This window comes from Polymorphospora sp. NPDC051019, assembly GCF_040683055.1.
Taxonomy (GTDB): Bacteria; Actinomycetota; Actinomycetes; order Mycobacteriales; family Micromonosporaceae; genus Polymorphospora; species Polymorphospora lycopeni.
Map to the genome: position 1 here is coordinate 46175 of NZ_JBFBCH010000030.1, position 18300 is coordinate 64474.

15 protein-coding genes are annotated in these 18300 nt (G+C 73.5%); 3 read left to right on the top strand and 12 right to left on the bottom strand.

Going from position 1 to position 18300, the window contains the following annotated elements:
- The first annotated feature begins 162 nt into the window (after positions 1-162).
- Positions 163-1767 carry an alpha-amylase family glycosyl hydrolase gene (locus AB0M79_RS33210; protein ID WP_364221776.1) on the top strand — a complete coding sequence of 535 codons (1605 nt, stop codon included), beginning with the start codon at positions 163-165 and terminating at the stop codon, positions 1765-1767.
- A gap of 56 nt (positions 1768-1823) precedes the next feature.
- Here the strand turns inward: AB0M79_RS33210 and AB0M79_RS33215 are convergent, their stop codons facing one another.
- From AB0M79_RS33215 to xylA, 4 genes are all read right to left on the bottom strand, one after another.
- Positions 1824-2096: a hypothetical protein gene (locus AB0M79_RS33215; RefSeq protein WP_357543515.1), complete on the bottom strand. Its 273-nt coding sequence runs from the start codon at positions 2094-2096 to the stop codon at positions 1824-1826.
- A gap of 17 nt (positions 2097-2113) precedes the next feature.
- Complete coding sequence (locus AB0M79_RS33220) at positions 2114-3595, bottom strand: MFS transporter (RefSeq protein WP_364221705.1); 1482 nt, start codon at positions 3593-3595, stop codon at positions 2114-2116.
- A gap of 64 nt (positions 3596-3659) precedes the next feature.
- Positions 3660-5081 carry a xylulokinase gene (gene xylB, locus AB0M79_RS33225; RefSeq protein WP_364221779.1) on the bottom strand — a complete coding sequence of 474 codons (1422 nt, stop codon included), beginning with the start codon at positions 5079-5081 and terminating at the stop codon, positions 3660-3662.
- A gap of 141 nt (positions 5082-5222) precedes the next feature.
- Positions 5223-6410 carry a xylose isomerase gene (gene xylA / locus AB0M79_RS33230; RefSeq protein WP_364221708.1) on the bottom strand — a complete coding sequence of 396 codons (1188 nt, stop codon included), beginning with the start codon at positions 6408-6410 and terminating at the stop codon, positions 5223-5225.
- Between the two features lie 74 nt (positions 6411-6484).
- Between xylA and AB0M79_RS33235 the strand changes: the two genes are divergently transcribed.
- Positions 6485-7765: an ROK family protein gene (locus AB0M79_RS33235; protein ID WP_364221711.1), complete on the top strand. Its 1281-nt coding sequence runs from the start codon at positions 6485-6487 to the stop codon at positions 7763-7765.
- Positions 7766-7887: 122 nt separating this feature from the next.
- Here the strand turns inward: AB0M79_RS33235 and AB0M79_RS33240 are convergent, their stop codons facing one another.
- Positions 7888-8367 carry a MarR family transcriptional regulator gene (locus AB0M79_RS33240; RefSeq protein ID WP_364221714.1) on the bottom strand — a complete coding sequence of 160 codons (480 nt, stop codon included), beginning with the start codon at positions 8365-8367 and terminating at the stop codon, positions 7888-7890.
- A gap of 57 nt (positions 8368-8424) precedes the next feature.
- On the opposite strand from AB0M79_RS33240, the gene AB0M79_RS33245 reads away from it, so the two are divergent.
- Positions 8425-9555 (top strand): PP2C family protein-serine/threonine phosphatase, encoded by a 1131-nt coding sequence (locus tag AB0M79_RS33245; protein WP_364221717.1) that lies wholly within the window; start codon positions 8425-8427, stop codon positions 9553-9555.
- A gap of 50 nt (positions 9556-9605) precedes the next feature.
- On the opposite strand, the gene AB0M79_RS33250 is transcribed toward AB0M79_RS33245, so the two are convergent.
- The 7 genes from AB0M79_RS33250 to AB0M79_RS33280 form a co-directional block, all read right to left on the bottom strand.
- On the bottom strand, positions 9606-11096 hold the full coding sequence (locus tag AB0M79_RS33250; RefSeq protein ID WP_357543503.1) for a sugar transferase: 1491 nt from the start codon (positions 11094-11096) through the stop codon (positions 9606-9608).
- Positions 11097-11327: 231 nt separating this feature from the next.
- Complete coding sequence (locus tag AB0M79_RS33255) at positions 11328-13061, bottom strand: substrate-binding domain-containing protein (RefSeq protein ID WP_364221720.1); 1734 nt, start codon at positions 13059-13061, stop codon at positions 11328-11330.
- A gap of 239 nt (positions 13062-13300) precedes the next feature.
- On the bottom strand, positions 13301-14341 hold the full coding sequence (locus AB0M79_RS33260; protein WP_364221723.1) for a lactonase family protein: 1041 nt from the start codon (positions 14339-14341) through the stop codon (positions 13301-13303).
- A gap of 109 nt (positions 14342-14450) precedes the next feature.
- Positions 14451-15053, bottom strand: a complete 603-nt coding sequence (locus tag AB0M79_RS33265) for an ATP/GTP-binding protein (RefSeq protein WP_364221726.1) — start codon at positions 15051-15053, stop codon at positions 14451-14453.
- Entirely contained in the window at positions 15034-15417 is a 384-nt protein-coding gene (locus AB0M79_RS33270) for a DUF742 domain-containing protein (protein ID WP_357543495.1), read from the bottom strand. The genes AB0M79_RS33265 and AB0M79_RS33270 overlap by 20 nt, the downstream gene beginning before the upstream one ends.
- Positions 15407-15835, bottom strand: coding sequence for a roadblock/LC7 domain-containing protein (locus AB0M79_RS33275; protein WP_364221730.1), 429 nt, complete (start codon positions 15833-15835; stop codon positions 15407-15409). The genes AB0M79_RS33270 and AB0M79_RS33275 overlap by 11 nt, the downstream gene beginning before the upstream one ends.
- Entirely contained in the window at positions 15835-18291 is a 2457-nt protein-coding gene (locus tag AB0M79_RS33280; RefSeq protein ID WP_364221733.1) for a nitrate- and nitrite sensing domain-containing protein, read from the bottom strand. Before AB0M79_RS33280 ends, AB0M79_RS33275 begins: the two co-directional genes overlap by 1 nt.
- Positions 18292-18300 lie beyond the last annotated feature (9 nt).

Genomic DNA, 18300 nt, shown 5'->3' on the forward strand with positions numbered 1-18300 from the left:
GTCCACCCGGATCCAGCGGCTCGACCAGTACGGTGGAAACAGGTCGATCCGGCACGAACTGACGGGAGTAGCGCCCTGAACACGCACGAAACCTCCGCCACGGATTCCCCGGCCCAGGGTGGGCCCGCCGCCGTCCCGCCCGCCTGGTGGGGTGACGCCGTCATCTACCAGATCTATCCGCGTTCGTTCTCCGACATCGACGGTGACGGCATCGGCGACCTGCCCGGCATCACCGCCCGCCTCGGCCACCTCGTCGAACTCGGGGTCGACGCGGTCTGGCTGTCCCCGTTCTACCCGTCGCCGCAGGCGGACGCCGGCTACGACGTCGCCGACTACCGCGACGTCGACCCGATCTTCGGGCGGCTGGCCGACGCCGACGAGCTGATCGCGCAGGCGCACGCCCGGGGCCTGCGGGTCATCGTCGACCTGGTGCCCAACCACACCTCGTCGGCGCACCCGTGGTTCGTCGAGGCGCTCGCCGCCCCGGCCGGCAGCCCGGCCCGCGCCCGCTACGTCTTCCGCGACGGCAAGGGCACCGACGGCGCCGAGCCACCGAACACCTGGCGCAGCGTCTTCGGCGGGCCGGCCTGGACCCGGGTGCCGGACCCCGACGGTCGGCCCGGCCAGTGGTACCTGCACCTGTTCGACGTCGGCCAGCCCGACCTCAACTGGGACCTGCCCGAGGTACGCGCCGAGTTCGAGGACGTCCTGCGGTTCTGGCTCGACCGTGGCGTCGACGGCTTCCGGGTCGACGTGGCGCACGGTCTGGTGAAGCAGGCCGATCTCGCCGACTGGCACTACCCGGAGGAGCCGCTGAGCGGCGGCGGCAGCGAGGGCGTACGGCCGCCGATGTGGGACCAGGACGGCGTACACGAGATCTACCGGGACTGGCGCCGGCTGCTGGACAGCTATCCGGGCGAGCGGATCCTGGTCGCCGAGGCCTGGGTGCAGCCGGCCGAGCGGCTGGCCGCCTACGTCCGCCCCGACGAGATGCACCAGGCGTTCAACTTCGAGTACCTGCTGGCGGCCTGGACCGCGCCCGCCCAGTACGCGGTGATCACCCGCTCGCTGGCGGCCACCGACGCGGTCGGGGCGCCGACCACCTGGGTGCTGTCCAACCACGACGTCGTGCGGCACGCGTCCCGGCTCGGGCTGCCGCCCGGCACGCCCAAGCCGAACGGGATCGGGGCCGGCGACCCGCAGCCGGACGCCGCGGTCGGGCTGCGCCGGGCCCGGGCGGCCACCCTGCTGATGCTCGCCCTGCCCGGATCGGCCTACCTCTACCAGGGCGAGGAACTCGGGCTGCCCGAACACACCACGATGGACGACGACGCCCGGCAGGACCCGACCTGGAAGCGCAGCGGCGGTGCCGAGCGGGGCCGCGACGGCTGCCGGGTACCGATCCCGTGGGAGGCGGACGCGCCGTCGTACGGCTTCGGGCCGACCGACGCCAGTTGGCTGCCGCAGCCGGCGCTGTGGGCCGAGTACGCGCTGGACCGCCAGCGGGAGGTGGCCGGGGCGACGTACGAGATGTACCGGGCGGCGCTGATGCTGCGCCGCGAACACGGGCTCGGCCGGGGCACGCTGTCGTGGGTGGACACCGCCGACGACGTGCTCGCGTTCCGTAACGGCGACCTGCTCGTGGTGACGAACTTCGGGGCCGATCCGGTCGGGTTGCCGGCCGGCACGCAGCCGCTGCTCAGCAGCGGTCCGCTCGACTCCGACGGCGGGGTGCCGACCGACGTCACCGTGTGGGCCCGCGCCTGAGACACGTCGACCGGCCGGTTCCGGGTTCGGGACCGGCCGGTGTGACGAGCGTGTCGTCAGCCGGTCCAGCCGAGCCAGGCCTCCCCGGCCGAGATGGCGCCGAACCAGAACAGCGCCGCGACGACCGGCACCAGCGGCACATACGCCGGACGGCGGCGCAGCAGCACGATCGCGACGACGAGCAGCCCGGCCCACACCAGCAGCAGGAGCAGCACCGCCCAGCCGGGTGCGAGCAGGCCGCTGGCGGCGTACCAGACGAGGGTGGCGAGATGTGCGACGAGCCCGAACCAGCCGGCGACACGGGCCGGCAGCGGGTGAGCGTTCTGCATGCTGCCAAGCTTGCCGATCAACGGCCGGAAGTGCCCTCGGCCGACCGGTCGGTGCGGTCCGGTCCGGCCCCCGCCGCCCGCGCGGTCAGCAGGTCGTGCACGGCGACGATGTCGCGGGGGGCGGTGCGTGACGCCAGCCAGTACATGATCCCGGTCGGCACGAAGAACAGCTGGAAGGCGGCGAGCCCCACGGCGTAGTTCAGCGGGGGTGGGAACGCCCCGCGCAGTACGCCGAAGACGACGCCGACCAGCCCGTTCCCGGCCGCCCGGCCCACCCCGTTGACCAGGTTGCCGAGGCTGTAGACGGTGCCCCGGTGCTCGGGCGGGTTGACATCGGCGATCAGGGCGAACCAGTTCGGGGAGTTCGCCGAGGTCAGTGCCAGGGCCAGGACGGCGGTGAGGAAGCTGAGGCCGACCGTCGGCTCGGACACCACGCTGCGCAGCACGGCGGCGGTGACCGCGCCGCCGCCGGCCCCGTCCGGCACGTCGATGCGCATCGGCACGAAGAACAGGGCGACGTAGAACGGCACCGCGGCGAGGATGCCGACCGAGGCCACGACCGCCCGCCCGCGCGGGGTACGCCGTTGCAGCGCGTCGCCGACCAGGCCGCCGACGATGGAGAAGACCCCGCCGAGCTGGAACAGGGTCGCGAAGACGCTGCCGACCACGATCGCGGTGGGCGTCGAGTAACCCTGGTCGAGAGCCCGCTGCTGGAACAGCACCGGCAGCCAGACCAGTGACCCGAACGCCGCCTGGGCGGTGAGGCCCTGGAGGATCAGCCACACGTTGCTGCGCCGGCCGACGATCTTCGGCAGGTCGGCACGGCCGATCCGGTAGTCGTAGTCGCCGCCGGCGGAGAGCACACCGGCCAGTTCGGGCTGGCTCGCGCCGCGCCGGATGTCGTACGTGAACAGGTAGGCGGCGGTCGCGGCGAGGCCGACCACGGTGAGCACCAGGAACGGGCGGCGCCAGTCGACGGACCCGAGCAGCCCGGCGACCAGGGTGCCGGTCAGGGTGCCGATGCCCTGCGACAGCCCCCAGAAGCTCATCACCAGGCCACGGCGGCGCGGCGAGATCAGGTCGGTGACGACCGAGAAGCCGACCGACCCGACCGCCCCCAGGCCGATCGCCGCCACGATCTGCGCGACGACGAAGCCGGCGTAGCCGGTGGCCAGCCCGCCGACCGCGCCGCCGGCGAGCGCGCTGCCGGCGGTGCCGGCCGCCCACAGCAGGGTGCCGGCGACCAGCAGCGGCTTGCGGTCGGTGCGGTCGCCGACGTACGCCCAGGCGACGGAGGCGACCGCGCTGACGAGGAAGGTGAGGGCGGTGACCAGGCCGAGGGCGCTGACGGGTACCTCGAACGACTCGGAGATCGGCCCGTAGAGCGGTGGGACGAGCCCGATCGCGACGTTGTCGAGCGAGGCGAGGACGACGAAGACGACGACGCTGTAGAACCGGTGGGCCGGGCTGCCCCCACGCGGCCCGACCCCGCTGGTCATCCTCGGCACCGCACCAGGATCGCCCACGCCGCCGGCACCGGCAACACCCGGGGCCGGCGACGCGCTAACCGGTGACCGGACGGTCGCGGACCAGGTCGCGGCTGGCGGCGTACTGCTCGCGGACGTGCGGGGCGGGGGTGGCGACGTACTCCCGGGCCTGGCTCGCCGACCACGGTGGCGGCTCGGCACCGCCCAGGGCGACCCAGGCGGCCTGGCGGGCGGCGCCGTCGGCCACGTATTCGCCGGGCGGTGGGACCAGCACCGGGACGCCGAAGACCTCGGGCGCGATCCGGCGGACCGCCGCCGACCGGGCCCCGCCGCCGACCAGGATCACCCGGTTGACGGCGGCGCCCTGCGCCACCAGGGCGTCCAGCCCGTCGGCGAGGGCGCAGAGCATGCCCTCGACGGCGGCGCGGGCCAGGTGGGCCGGGGTCGCGGTGCGCAGCGTCAGGCCGTGCACCGCGCCGGTCGAGTGTGGACGGTTGGGGGTCCGCTCCCCCTCCAGGTAGGGCACCAGGACCAGGCCGTCGGCGCCGGGTGGCGCCTCCAGGGCCAGCGTGGCGAGGTCGTCGAGGCCGACCCGGAGCATCGCCGCGGCCGCGTCGAGCACCCGCGCGGCGTTGAGGGTGCAGACCAGCGGCAGGAACCGGCCGGTGGCGTCGGCGAATCCGGCGACCGCGCCGGATTCGTCGGCGGCCGGCCGGTCGGCGACGCTGAAGACCGTGCCGGAGGTGCCGATCGACACCACGACGTCGCCGGGCAGGGCGCCGACCCCGAGCGCGGCGGCGGCGTTGTCGCCGGTGCCGGGGCCGAGCCGGGCGCCGGCCGGCAGGGTGCCGGCCGGGTCGGTCGGGCCGAGCACCCTGGGTACGGCCGGCTCGCGCCCGTCGAAGGCGTGCCGGAGCAGGTCGGTGCGGTAGGCACCGGTGGCCGGCGACCAGTAGCCGGTGCCGCTCGCGTCGCCGCGGTCGGTGCGCAGGGCGGGGAGGCCGGGCGCGCCGGCCAGCCGCCAGGTGAGCCAGTCGTGCGGCAGGCAGACGGCGGCGGTGCGGTCGGCGGCGGCCGGCTCGTGCCGGCTCAGCCAGCGCAGCTTGGTGACGGTCAGGCTGGCGACCGGCACCGATCCGACCGCCTCGGCCCAGGCGCGCCGGCCGGCCCGGTCGCCGCCGAACTCGGCGACGAGGTCGGCGGCGGCGCCGGCCGAGCGGGTGTCGTTCCACAGCAGCGCCGGCCGGACCACCTTGCCGTCCTCGTCGAGGCAGACCATGCCGTGCTGCTGGCCGGCGATCGACACGGCGACCACGTCGTCGAGCCCGCCGGCCTGGTCGATCGCCTCCTGGAGTGCCGCCCACCAGGCGGCCGGTTCGACCTCGGTGCCGTCGGGGTGGGCGGCCCGGCCCTGCCGGACCAGCGCGCCGGTCTCGGCGTCGCGGACGACCACCTTGCAGGACTGGGTCGACGAGTCGACTCCGGCGACGTACGGCATGACTGGCCTCCGCATCGACAGATCCGAAACTCTACCCGCTGCCCCGCTCTCTTCAAAGATCACCGTGATCAGGGAGTGGGTACGCCGGCGCGCCGTCGACACGCCGGAAATACTCCCTGATCACGGTGATCGAGGGTGGGGTCAGCGGGCGCCGAGGACGTGCTCCACGGCTAGCTGGTTGAGACGTACGAAGCCGAAGCCCTTCGCGGCGACCGCGTCGGCGTCGAGTTCCTCGTACGCCGACCGGTCGGCGATCAGGTCGGCGTAGGTCTCCCCCGGGTTCAGCGTCGGCTCGTTGAGGGCGTCGACCTGGCTGTCGGCCAGCGCCTGACGCACCTCCGGGTCGGCGCGGAACGCCGCGGCCCGCTCCTTGAGCAGGAGGTAGGTGCGCATGTTGGCGGCCGCCGAGGCCCACACCCCGGTGAAGTCCTCGGTCCGCGACGGCTTGTAGTCGAAGTGCCGGGGGCCGTCGTAGGCCGGCCCGCCGTCCGGGCCGCCGTTCTCCAGCAGGTCGACCAGGGCGAACGCGTTGAGCAGGTCGCCGTGGCCGAAGACCAGGTCCTGGTCGTACTTGATGCCGCGCTGGCCGTTGAGGTCGAGGTGGAACAGCTTGCCGGCCCACAGCGCCTGGGCGATGCCGTGCGCGTAGTTGAGCCCGGCCATCTGCTCGTGCCCGACCTCGGGGTTGAGGCCGACCAGTTCCGGGTGGTCCAGCTCGTTGATGAACGCCAGCGCGTGCCCGACGGTCGGCAGCAGGATGTCGCCGCGCGGCTCGTTGGGCTTCGGCTCGATCGCGAACCGGATGTCGTAGCCGCGGTCGAGCACGTAGCCGGCGAGCAGGTTGACCGCCTCGCGGTAGCGGTCGAGCGCGGCCCGGATGTCCTTGGCCACGTCGTACTCGGCGCCCTCGCGGCCACCCCACATCACGAACGTCTTCGCGCCGAGTTCGGCGGCGAGGTCGATGTTGCGCAGCACCTTGCGCAGGGCGAACCGGCGTACGTCCCGGTCATTGCTGGTGAAGCCGCCGTCCTTGAAGATCGGGTGGGTGAACAGGTTGGTGGTGATCATCGGGACCACCAGGCCGGTCTCGTCGAGCGCCTTGCGGAAGCGGCCGACGTGGTGGTCGCGGGCCGCGTCGTCGGAACCGAACGGGATCAGGTCGTCGTCGTGGAACGTGATGCCGTACGCCCCGAGTTCGGCGAGCCGGTGCACCGCCTCGACCGGGTCGAGCGCGGCCCGGGTCGCGTCGCCGAACGGATCGCGGGCCGGCCACCCCACCGTCCACAGGCCGAAGGAGAACTTGTCAGCGGGCGTGGGCTGGGCTGCCATGGCGACCTCCACGTAACACGTTTGATTTGTTTATTCGTTGAATTATTTGGCGCGGCTATGGCACTGTCAAGGTCATGGCGCAGGCTGGCACACGGTCGGGCAACACCCCGGTGAGGCAGGCCAGCCTGCGCGAACACAACCTCGGCCTGGTCCTGCGACACATCGCGACCGGTCCGCCGACGGCCGGCGGCACCGACGCGGCCGGCGGGACGGCCGCGGCGGGCGGCCGGGTGCCGTCGCGGGCCGACATCGCCGCCGCGACCGGGCTGACCCGGGCCACCGTCTCCGCACTCGTCGACGACCTGATCGGTGGCCGGCTGGTCACCGAGGTCGCTCCCACCCCACGTGCCGGCGCCGGGCGGCCCGCGCTCGGCCTGGTGCTCGCCGGGAACGGGCCGGCCGGGCTCGGGCTGGAGATCAACGTCGACTACCTCGCCGCGTGCGTCGTCGACCTGACCGGCCGGGTCCGGCACCGCGTCGTCCACCGCGCCGACCAGCGCCCGGCCGGGCCCCGGGACGTGCTGGCCCGGGTCGCCGACCTCGCCGCCGCCGTACGGGGCGAGGCCGAACGGCAGGGGCTGGCGCACGCCGGCACCGCGCTGGCCGTACCCGGGCTGGTCACCGCCGACGGCGTCGTCCGGCTCGCCCCCAACCTCGGCTGGCGCGACGTCGACGTACCCGCCCTCGTGCACGGGCATCCCGCCCTGGCCGGCGGGGCGCCGCTGACCGTCGACAACGAGGCCAACCTGGCCGCCCTCGGCGAACTGCACACCGCCGGCCCGGCCAGCTTCCTCTACGTCTCCGGCGAGATCGGGATCGGCGCCGGCATCGTGCTCGACGGCGCCCTCCTGCGCGGCGCCCGCGGCTGGAGCGGCGAACTGGGCCACGTCGCGGTACGGCCCGACGGCCCGCCGTGCGGCTGCGGCGCCCGAGGCTGCCTGGAGCGGTACGCCGGGCAGGACGCGATCCTGGCCGCAGCCGGCCTGGCCGACCGGGGCCACACCGCGGACCAGGCCGTCGCCCGGCTGACCAGCCTCGCCGAGGCGGCCGACCCGGCGGCGCTGCGAGCGCTCGCCGACGCCGGTTCGGCCCTCGGCGTCACCGTGGCCGGCGTGATCAACGTGCTCGACGTAGACACCGTCGTGCTGGGCGGTGTCTACGCCCCCCTCACCCCCTGGCTCGCGCCGGCGGTCGAGGACGAGGTCAACCACCGGGTGCTGACCGCCGGATGGTCACCGGTGACCGTCCGGGCCTCCCGGCTCGGCGGCGACGCGGCGGTGGTGGGTGCGGCCGGATCCGTCGTACGGGCCGTGCTGGACCGGCCGGCCCGCTGGCTGGCCGGCGGCCGCCCGTGACCGGGGCGGTGCCCGCCTGGCCGTGACGGTGCTCGCCCGCCCGTGACGGTGTCCGCGCCCGACCGTGACCAGTGCGGCGCCCGCCCGGCCGTGACCGGCGAGGCGCCCGCCCGGATCCGGGGTCAGGCCGAACGGGCCTCGTCCTCGGCCGTCTCGGCGCGGGCCGCCGACTCGAACTCACGCAGCCCGCGCAGCAGCGCCTGCTGGCTGCCGGCGCTCATCGCGTCGAGCACCGCCGCCAGCCGTTCCCGCCGGTCGCGGCGCAGCTCGGCGAGCAACGTCTGACCGACCGGGGTCAGGTGCAGCGAGATCTCCCGCCGGTCGGCCCGGCCGGGCACCCGTTCGAGCACCCCCGCCGCGACCAGCCGGTCGCAGAGCCGGCTCGCCGACGACAGGATCATGCCCATGCTCTCGGCCAGCCCGCGCAGGTTGATCCCGTCGTACTGCTCGACGATGATCACCGCGCGCAGCTGTGATCCGGACAACCGGCTGGTGGCCCGCTCACGTGCCGAATCCCACACGGACAGCAACGCTTCCGCCGCGGCGTCCACCTCGGCGGCGATACTCGGTTCCGGCCCGTCTGGACCATGGTGTTCGGCCATGGTGGGCCTGACACTACCCTCGCGGCACCCGCCGCCGGACAAGCCAGGGGGCGGATCATGTACGAGCGGCTGATCGGAGTGCGGCGATCCCTGACCACGGCACCCGCCGACGAGATCGTCGAGTGCCTCGGCGGGGCGCTGGCCAAGGCGTACGGCGTCACCGGGACGGAACTTCTCCAGGTCGACTACCGGATCGCCGCGCTCCTGCCGCTCTGCGGGGACGGGCCGGTGACGTCGCCCGGCGACCCGGCCTGGCGCAGCTTCGACCACCAGGCCGAGATCCTCCACGAGGACACGCTCTACCTGCCGGTCACGATGCGCGGCGACCGGATCGGGGTGCTGCGCCTGCGAGCCGTACCCGACGACCCGCGACTACGCGACGAGCTGGCCGAGATCGCCACGTCGCTCGGGCACGAACTGGCCGCCGTACGCTCCAGCACCGACCGCTACTCGGTGGCGGCGCGTACCCGCCGGTTGACCCTCGCGGCGGAGATGCAGTGGGAACTGCTCCCCGGCCGCAGCCGGTCCCGGTCGTCGTTCAGCCTCGCCGGCCAACTGGAGCCGGCGTACGCGGTGCGCGGCGACAGCTTCGACTGGGCCGACGACGGGCACCGGGCCTGGCTCGCCACCGTCAACGGCATGGGTGAAGGCGTGACCGCCGCCACCCTGACCACCCTGGCGATCCAGGCGCTGCGCAACGCCCGCCGCGCCGGCCTGTCCCTGGCCGACCAGGCGTCCCTGGCCGACCAGGCCGTCTACGCCCACCACCGGGGTGTGCAGCACATCGAGACGCTCCTGCTCGAACTCGACCTGGCCACCGGGAAGGTCCTCGCCGTCGACGCCGGCTCGCCCCGGGTGCTGCTGCTGCGGGAGGGCGAGGTGGTCGAGCAGCGGCTGGAGGCGCAGTTCCCGCTCGGCATGTTCGACGGCACGATCTACCAGGCCCAGAGCTTCGACCTGCAGGTCGGTGACCGGCTGTTCGTCCTCAGCGACGGCATCTCCGACGCCACCGCGACGAACACCCGGTACGGCGAGTCGGCGCTGGAGCGGTTCGTCCGGCGTACCCGCCCGCTGGCACCGCTGGAGGCGGTGCGCTCGCTGCTCGGCGACGTGCGTGCCTTCGTCTCCGGCGATTTGGTCGACGATGCCGTGGCCGTCTGCCTCGACTGGACCGGCCCGCAGCACTGACCGCCGCCGCTCCCCCGCATCCCCGGACGGGTGGGGCGGGGCGGCGGGGCTCAGTAGGCGCCGCGGCTGTTGACCACCGCGCCGAAGGTCTTCCAGAGGATGGCGAGGTCGGCGGCGAGCGACCAGTTCTCGACGTAGTAGAGGTCGAGGCGGATGCCGTCCTCCCAGGTCAGGTCGGATCGGCCGCTGACCTGCCACAGGCCGGTCATGCCGGGCTTGACGAGCAGCCGTCGGGCCACGTCGCCGTCGTAGCGGGCCACCTCCGACGGCAGCGGCGGGCGCGGGCCGACCAGGCTCATGTGCCCGAAGAGCACGTTGGCCAGCTGGGGCAGCTCGTCGAGCGACCACTTGCGCAGGAACTTGCCGACCCGGGTGACCCGGGGGTCGTCGCGCATCTTGAACATGAGGCCGTCGGTCTCGTTGCTGGCCGCCAGCTTGGCGAGCAGCGCGTCGGCGTTGACCACCATGGTGCGGAACTTGTAGACGCCGAACTCCTTGCCGCCCTGCCCGACCCGGACCTGCTTGAAGATGACCGGGCCCCGGCTGTCGAGCTTGATGGTCAGCGCGATGACGGCGAGTACGGGCAGCGCCAGGGTGAGCGCGATCAGCGACAACGAGCGGTCGACCAGGCCCTTGATGAACTTCCGGGCGCCGCGGAACTCGGGCGCCTCGACGTGGATCAGGGGCAGTCCGGCGACCGGCCGGGTGTGGATGCGCGGGCCGGCGACGTCGGTCAGCGCCGGTGCCAGCACCAGGTCGATGCCGGTGCCCTCGAGCTGCCAGCCGAGCCGGCGCAGCCGGGTGGCGGTGAGTTCGCCGGAGGCGGTGACGGCCACGGTGTCGGCGCCGGTCGCGGCGGCGGCGTCGGGGATGCCCCGGAACGAGCCGACGACCGGTACGTCGCCGAGCCGCTGCGGTACGGGGGCGAGCAGCGCGTCGGGGATGCAGGCGCCGACCACCTCGTAGCCGGCGTACGGCTCGCGGCGCAGGGTGTGCACGAGTTCGAGCACGTGGGCGGTGTCACCGACGACGAGTACCTGCCGGGACCAGCCGGCGCCCCGCGAGCGGGCCCGGTGCAGCCGTTTACGGGCGGCGAACCTGGCCACCAGCATTCCGGCGATGCCGAGCGCGAACGAGAGGGCGAGGAAGCCGCGGGCGACCCCGACGTCGGCGATGTATCCGGCGATCGCCACGGTGGCGGCGAGCCGGAGGCTGGCCGAGGTGACCCGGCGGTATTCGTCGGCGCCGTAGCCGAGCACCCGGTCGTCGTAGCAGTGCAGCAGCTTGAGCGAGAGCAGCCACACGAGCACCAGGGCGGGTCCGACTATCAGGTAGGAGATGTCGGAGCCGCGGCCACGCGGTTCGGAGGTGCCGAACCGGATCAGGTAGGCGCCGAGCACCGCCAGCACCAGGACGACCGTGTCCAGGACGAAGATCGCGCGGATGTAAGCCCGCTGCCGTATCCGCAGCGATTCGGCCCGGGCCTGCGGCCCGGCGCCCGCCTGGACCGCGGCGGGGCTCGAAAGCGTCGCCGACGACACCAATCCACCCCCAGGTCAGAAGTCGACGAAAACCCGGAACATCACCCGGCTCATGAACGCGAGCCGGCTGCTCCGGGCACTCAGTCATCTTTGCCTACGTGGGTACTCGTCCAGACCTTGCGACAAAAAACTGTCACTTGATTGCGGCCATAGGTTCATCCGTGGGAGCAGATCGCAGCCACGGCACCACTCAACGTGATTCGGCATTGTCGTCCATCGCTGAGTCGCAGGTCAGCCGGGTGCGGCCGGACGCAGCGCGATCGCCTGGAGGAAGATGTCGCCGATCTTCGCCGGGTCCTCGGTGACGAAGACGCCACCCCCGGTCACCTTGGTGATCGCGTCCAGTTCGTCGCGGCTCACCCCGTCGCCGATGCCGATGATGACGACCTGGATCGGCCGGCGCGGGTCGACGAGCGCCTGCAGGTCGCTGAGCAGCTTCTCCTGCGAGATGCCGTTGTCGTCGTCGTTGCGACCGTCGGTGAGCATGACGACGGAGTTGACCCGCCCGGGCTCCCACCCCTCCTGCATGCTCTCGTACGCCGCCAGCACGGTGTCGTAGAGGCCGGTGTCGCCGTCCGGCTTCGGGGTGATGGCGTTGAGCGAGCTGAGCAGCCTGCTCCGCTGGCTGCTCAGCGGACCGACGGGCTGCTCCTCGCGGTAGTCCCGCCCGCCGGACAACTCGGTGGAGAAGGTCCACAGCCCGACGGCCCAGGAGTCGTCGAAGAGACCGAGCCCGCGCTGGGCGGCCTGGAGGGTGACCTGCATCCGGGTGGCGCCGCCGGCGGTGGGCACCCGTTGCAGCATCGATCCCGACACGTCGATCACCGCCAGCATGCGCGCGGGCAGGGTCACCGCCGTCCAGGTGGACAGGGCGCGCTCGACCGCCGCCGGATCGGGGCCGCGGGCCGGTGCGCCGGGCAACGCCGACCCGCCGGGGTCCGGTGACGCGCTCGTGCCCGGTGCGGCGGACGGCGGGGACGGCAGTCCGGCCCGTGCCCCGCGCGGCGCCTCGAAGCCCTGGCCCCAGGTGCCGTCCGGGCCACGCAGTCCACGGGCGCCGAGCCGGTCCCGGAACGCCGCGGTGTCGAGCACCGAGAACAGCCCCTCGGCGGCGGCGGCCCGGGCCGGATCGGTGCCGGGCAGGATCGCGTACGGGTAGTCCAGCGCCATCGACGCCGGCTGCGGGTAGAGCGCGGCGAGCGTGATCGGCGGCCGGGCCGCGTTGTAGGCGATCACGTCCTCCTCGGAGAGCGCGGCGGCGCCCAGCGCGGAGGCGACGGAGGCCGGGTCGGCCGACCGTGGGAAGCGGGCGACCAGGTCCTGACGCAGTGCGGAGCGGCCGGTCGCCAGGGCCCGCAGCGCCGCCGTCGTGGCCTGCTGGGCGCCCTCGCCGGCGGCGCTGGCGGCGGCCCCGACGGCGAGCAGCAGCGACAGCCCGGCGGAGTCCCGGGTCGGCTCGACGATGCCGGTCCGCAGCTGGGTCCCGGTGGTGATCTGCTGGAGCAGGTCGGCCCAGGTGAGCTGCTTGTCGGGCCAGCCGAACGAGGTGGCGACCGGCTCGGGCATCGCGACCACGACCGGGCTGTGGGCCACCGGGGCGTTGTTGGTCGGGGCGAATCCGGGCGCGGCCGCGCTCAGCCGCAGCAGCCAGGTCGACGAGTCGGGCACCCAGACGTCGGGCATGACGGCGGTGCCGCTGGCCCGGCCGACCCCGGCGAGCGAGATGCCGTGCAGTCCGGCGACGGCGGCCGCGACGTCGACCGAGTCGGTGCCGCTGACCGTGACCGCGACGCAGGTGCCGTCGACGGCCGCGCCGTCCTCGACCCACTCGGCCGCGGCGGCCTCGATCACCGGCGCGATCTCGGGTGCGGCGGCGACGTTGAGCGGCACCCGGCCGGAGCAGTCGGCTCCGAGCACGGTCCGGTAGGCGAACCAACCTCCGGCGGCTACGACGACGAGCGCCATCGCGGACGCGATGGCGCTCGTTCCACGGAAGCTTTTTCGCATGCGATGGCGGCCCGGCACGGTCCCCATAGTGCTGAAGCCGCCCGGCGACTGCCACGTACGTTCGGTCGAAAGTTACGGAGGCGGAACCTCGGAGGAAATTTCAGTAACCGCTGGTAGCACCCTGATCCCGGGGCGTTTCAGCAATCACCTAACCGGCGAATGAGACGACACTTCACACTTATTACGCATAGCGGCCGTCAGGTGGTCGTAAGTATGCAAGTGGGGCTGGGCACCGGGACCGGCTCGCCGAGCGGCGTCGGCACCCCGCTCTCCGCGTCGACGGCGAAGACGCCGATCGTGTCCGAACGCTCGTTGGCGACGTACAGGTGGGTGCCGGTGACGACGAGGTGCCGGGGCCAGTGCCCGCCGCTGCCGACCTCGGCCACCAGCCGCGGTTGCGCGGTGTCCAGCGCGAACACGCTCACCGTGTCGACGCCCCGGTTGCCCACGTAGACGAAGCGGCCGTCGCCGCGTACGGCGACCTCCGAGGGCTGGACGTGGCCGCGGCGTTCGCTGGCCGGGACCCGGGACCTCTCGTGCACGGTGCCGGCGCCATCGGGGCCGTACTCGTGGAGCGTCGCGCCGAGTTCCCCGACCAGGAAGAACCGGCCGTCGGGGTGCCGGGCGAGGTGGCGCGGACCGGTGCCGGGCGAGGTCCGCACCGGGGTGCCGTAGGAGCCGAGCCGCCCGGTGGCCGGGTCGAGCTGGTAGCGGTAGACGGCGTCGGTGCCGAGGTCGACGGTGAGCAGCGGGCCGCCGTCCGGGTCGGGCGAGACCATGTGGACGTGCGGCTCGGCCTGCCGGTCGGGGTCGACGCTGTGCCCGTGGTGCTCGATCAGGTCGGAGCGCGGGCCGGGGACCCCGGCCGGGTCCAGCGGGTGTACGGCCACGCTCCCCCCGCCGTAGTTGGCGCTGAACAGGTGGCCGCCGTCGGCGGAGACGGCGAGGTGGCAGGGGTGGGCGCCACCGGTCGGCTGGCTGCCGAGCGGTGCCAGTCCGCCGTCCGGCCCGATGCCCCAGGCGGTGACCACGCCGTCGTCGAGTTCCCCGACGGCGTAGAGCACCGGCAGCCGGGGGTGCCGGGTCAGGAACGACGGTGACGGGGTGGCCGCGACCGTGCCGAGAATGTCGAGCCGGCCGGTACGCGGGTCGCGGCGGGCGGCGACGATACCCTTGCCGCGTCCACCGCCCTGCGGGGTGTAACACCCGATATGCACCAGTTCGCCACTGTCAGCCACTCGAAGCTCCGTCTTCTGCCTGATCCGCCGCATTGGCCCCGGTTACGATCCAACCAGAACCGGCGGCCGGGCGCCGGGGAAGCATCACTTCGCGCCCCCGCCCCGACGGTCAGTACGCCGGGACCGGATGCCCCCGCCGGCTGGCCACGTACTCCACAAGGGACACCAGCACCGCCTTGCCGGACTGCCGGTCACGGGCGTCGCAGAGCACCACCGGCACCTCCGGGTCGAGGTCCAGGGCGTTGCGGACCGAATCGGGGCTGAACCGCTGCGCCCCCTCGAAGCAGTTGACGCCGACGACGAACGGCGTACCCCGCTGCTCGAAGTAGTCGACCGACGGGAAGCAGTCGGCGAGCCGCCGGGTGTCGGCGAGCACGACCGCGCCGAGCGCCCCGAACGACAACTCGTCCCACAGGAACCAGAACCGGTCCTGCCCGGGCGTGCCGAAGAGATAGACCTGGAGGTCGGAGTTGATGGTGATCCGGCCGAAGTCCATCGCCACGGTCGTCGTGTTCTTGGCCTCGACGCCGGTCAGGTCGTCGGTGCCGATGCCCGCGTCGGTGAGGACCTCTTCGGTCTGCAACGGCCGGATCTCGCTCACCGAGCCCACCAGCGTCGTCTTGCCCACCCCGAAACCACCCGCGATGAGGATCTTCAGCGCGAGCGGGATGCGCGGGCCGGTGCCCCGCCGGTCAGAGCGCACGGAGTCCATTGACCACCGCCTTGAGAATTTTGTCGTCGGGGAAGTTGGCCGCCGGCTGCGGCTCGTACATGGCGATCAGCCCCTCGGCGAGCAGGTCGCCGAGCAGCACCCGGACGACGCCGAGCGCCAGGTCGACCTGGGCGGCCAGTTCGGCCACCGAGATCGGCTGCTGGGAGTTGCCGAGAATCGCGTGGTGCTCGGGTTGCAGCCGGGGGTCCGCCGTGGCCGGCGGCGCACCCGCGACCACGAAGGCGACCACGTCGAACCCGCCAGCGGCCGGGCGGGCCCGGCCGGCGGTCACCGTGTACGGCCGTACCACCGGCCCGGCGTCGCCGTCGAGCCAGTGATGCGGGTCCGATGTGTCACCGCGCATCGGAGTGCACCGCCGGTGGCCGGGTCGGCGAACTCAGGTTCTGCCCGACCCGGGTGACCAGCATCGCCATCTCGTACGCGATCAGGCCGATGTCCGCGTCGGCGGTGCTGAGCACCGCCAGGCAGGCGCCCTGCCCCGCGGCGGTCACGAACAGGTAGGCCGACTCCATCTCCACCACGGTCTGGCGGACCGGGCCGGCGGCGAAGTGCCGGCTGGCTCCCTTGGCCAGGCTCTGGAAGCCGGCGGCCATGGCCGACAGGTGCTCGGCGTCCTCCCGGCTCAACTCGCTCGACGAGCCCATCAGCAGGCCGTCGGCCGAGAGCACCACGGCCTGCGAAGCTGACGGCACACGCTCGATGAGATCGTCGAGCAGCCAGTCGAGATTCGAGGCAGACCTGATCGGGTGCGGATACACCACTACGCGTTCCTTTCGGAATCGGCTGGCGCCCCGTCGGGCACCGCGGCGCCGTCGGGGGCGGCCGGAGCGGGCGGCACCGGCTGGGATTCGGTCACCGGACCGGGCTGGCCGGCCGGTGGATTCGTCAGGCCCTCGGATTCGCGCCGGCCCCGGGCGGTGCCCGCCTGCAGCGCCGACATCCTCGCCCGGACCTCCTCGGGGCACCGGTCGCGCACCTCGCTGGCGAGGCCGGCCAGGTCGTCGGTCGCGGAGGCCCGGAGCTGCGGCGCGAGGCTGGTCTGGCGGACCCGGCGGGGCAGCCCGTCGTCGCCGACCGGCGTCGCCGGCGCCACCGGACCCCGTGGCGTGGGCGCCGGCATCTCCCGGCGTGGCGAGGGCTGGGTCGGTACGGCGGTGAGCCGGGTCGTCGTACGGATCCGCCGTTCGGGCTCGGCGGGGGCGGCCGCGGGCGGTCCGGCCGGCAGCAGCATCGGGCTCGGCCGGCGGGCCGGGTCCAGTGCCTTGACCTCCATGGTGTCGACGTCGACCGCCGGCTGTCCCCCGGCCCGGCCGGGCAGCGCCCGGGCGTCGGGGGCGACGACGACGAGTTCCGTCGGCAGCAGCGCGACCGCGGTCACCCCGCCGTACGGCGACGGCCGCAACTGCACCCGGATGCCGTGCCGCGCGCTGAGCTTGGCGACCACGAAGAGCCCGAGCCGGGCGCTGTTGGCCGGGTCGAAGTCGGGCGGCTCGGCCAGCCGCCGGTTGGCCTCGGCGAGGGCGTCCGGCACCATGCCGAGGCCACGGTCCTCGACCTCGATCGCGTAGCCGTTGGGCACCTTCTGGCCGGCGACCTGCACCCGGGTGTGCGGCGGGGAGAACGAGGTCGCGTTCTCGATCAGCTCGGCGAGCAGGTGGGTGAGGTCGGCGACGGCGCGGCCGACCACCGACACCGGCTGGATGGCGTGTACGTCGACGCGGACGTACTCCTCCACCTCGGACACCGCACCGCGCACCACGTCGATCATCGGAATCGGGTTGCGCCACCCCCGGCCGGGCACGGCACCGGCGAGGATCACCAGGTCCTCGGCGTGCCGCCGCATCCGGGTGGCCATGTGGTCGACCCGGAAGAGATCTTCCAGCTCGTCGGGGTTGGTGGTGCGCCGCTCCATCTTGTCGAGCAGCGCGAGCTGGCGGTGCAGCAGCGTCTGGCTGCGCCGGGCGATGTTGAGGAAGACCTCGTTGAGGCCACGGCGCAGGTCCGCCTCGTCGACCGCGGAGCGCACCGCCCGCCGGTGCACCTGGTCGAACGCCCGGCCGACCCGGCCGATCTCGTCGTTGCCGTACTCCAGCACCGGCGTCTCGGCCTCGACGTCGACGTCCTCGCCACGACGCAACCGCGTGACGACGTCCGGCAGCCGCCGGTCGGCGATCTCCAGCGCGGACTCCTGGAGGTCGCCCAGCCGACGGATCAGCTGCCGGCCGACCCGCAACGCGATGAACAACGAGATCGCGACCGCGATCAACCCGAGTACGGCGGCCAGGGCCAGCCGGACCAGGATGTCGACGGCGACCGGCACGGTGCGCCGCTCCAGCGTGGTCGAGGCGGTCGACTCGAAGTCGCGCAGTTGCTCCTGCGCCGAGTCGTAGGTGGCGGCCCAGTTACCCGGGTCGACCGGGGAGACCGCGCCGGTACGCCCCTCGGCGATGAGCCGGTCCTCCAGGTTCTGCAGCCGGACGAACGTCTCGCCCTCGACGAGGCGCAGGTAGGTGGCCCGGTCCTCGGAGTTGAGATCGGCGACCGCGGCACCGTAGAGGTGGCGCTTGGTGCCGAGGATCTGCACGAGCTGGCCGTGCTCGCCGTCAGCGAACCGGCCGGCGGTGAACACCCCGGCGAGCAGCGCGTCGGCCTGGCCGAGCACCTCGCGGGCCTGGCCGAACGACGTCAGCGCGCGTACCTCGCTGTTGATCTGGTCGTCGGGCAGGGCGGCGAGGGCGCTGAAGGTGCGGAACGCCGCGTCGATGGTGCTGGTGTAGAGGCCGAGGGCCCCGGTGCGGTCCAGGTCGCGCCGGTCGATGAAGCCGCGCCCGGAGGGCAGCGTGTCGAGGGCGGTGGCGAGCTGGCCGAGGCGGGCGTTGAGGGTGGGGTCGACGCCGGCGCGGAAGTCGGGGTTCAGGGCCCGGCGGCGGAACTCGGCGATCGCCCGGTCGGTGCTGACCCGCTGCTGGCCCAGCTCGGTGGTGTCGGTGTCGCCGGCCAGGTAGACCAGGGACAGCCGCCGCTCGCGTTGCAGCTCCGACACCATGGCCTGGCCGGGGAAGCCCAGGTCGTTGAGCAGCGACTGGGCGCTGAGCAGGCTCAGCGCCGGCCCGACCGTGAGCGTGGTGGCGAAAATCCACAGTGCGAGGAGCGCGGCGAGCGGCACGGTGACCAGGGCCACGATCTTCGACCGGATCGACCAGTTGCGGGTAATCATCAGACCTCG

Bases quoted from the DNA above. Each gene is read 5' to 3' on its own strand.
- AB0M79_RS33215 (WP_357543515.1), bottom strand. From the start codon at position 2,096: ATGCAGAACGCTCACCCGCTGCCGGCCCGTGTCGCCGGCTGGTTCGGG.
- AB0M79_RS33220 (WP_364221705.1), bottom strand. From the start codon at position 3,595: ATGACCAGCGGGGTCGGGCCGCGTGGGGGCAGCCCGGCCCACCGGTTC.
- xylB (WP_364221779.1), bottom strand. From the start codon at position 5,081: ATGCCGTACGTCGCCGGAGTCGACTCGTCGACCCAGTCCTGCAAGGTG.
- xylA (WP_364221708.1), bottom strand. From the start codon at position 6,410: ATGGCAGCCCAGCCCACGCCCGCTGACAAGTTCTCCTTCGGCCTGTGG.
- AB0M79_RS33235 (WP_364221711.1), top strand. From the start codon at position 6,485: ATGGCGCAGGCTGGCACACGGTCGGGCAACACCCCGGTGAGGCAGGCC.
- AB0M79_RS33240 (WP_364221714.1), bottom strand. From the start codon at position 8,367: ATGGCCGAACACCATGGTCCAGACGGGCCGGAACCGAGTATCGCCGCC.
- AB0M79_RS33245 (WP_364221717.1), top strand. From the start codon at position 8,425: ATGTACGAGCGGCTGATCGGAGTGCGGCGATCCCTGACCACGGCACCC.
- AB0M79_RS33255 (WP_364221720.1), bottom strand. From the start codon at position 13,061: ATGGCGCTCGTCGTCGTAGCCGCCGGAGGTTGGTTCGCCTACCGGACC.
- AB0M79_RS33265 (WP_364221726.1), bottom strand. From the start codon at position 15,053: ATGGACTCCGTGCGCTCTGACCGGCGGGGCACCGGCCCGCGCATCCCG.
- AB0M79_RS33270 (WP_357543495.1), bottom strand. From the start codon at position 15,417: ATGCGCGGTGACACATCGGACCCGCATCACTGGCTCGACGGCGACGCC.
- AB0M79_RS33280 (WP_364221733.1), bottom strand. From the start codon at position 18,291: ATGATTACCCGCAACTGGTCGATCCGGTCGAAGATCGTGGCCCTGGTC.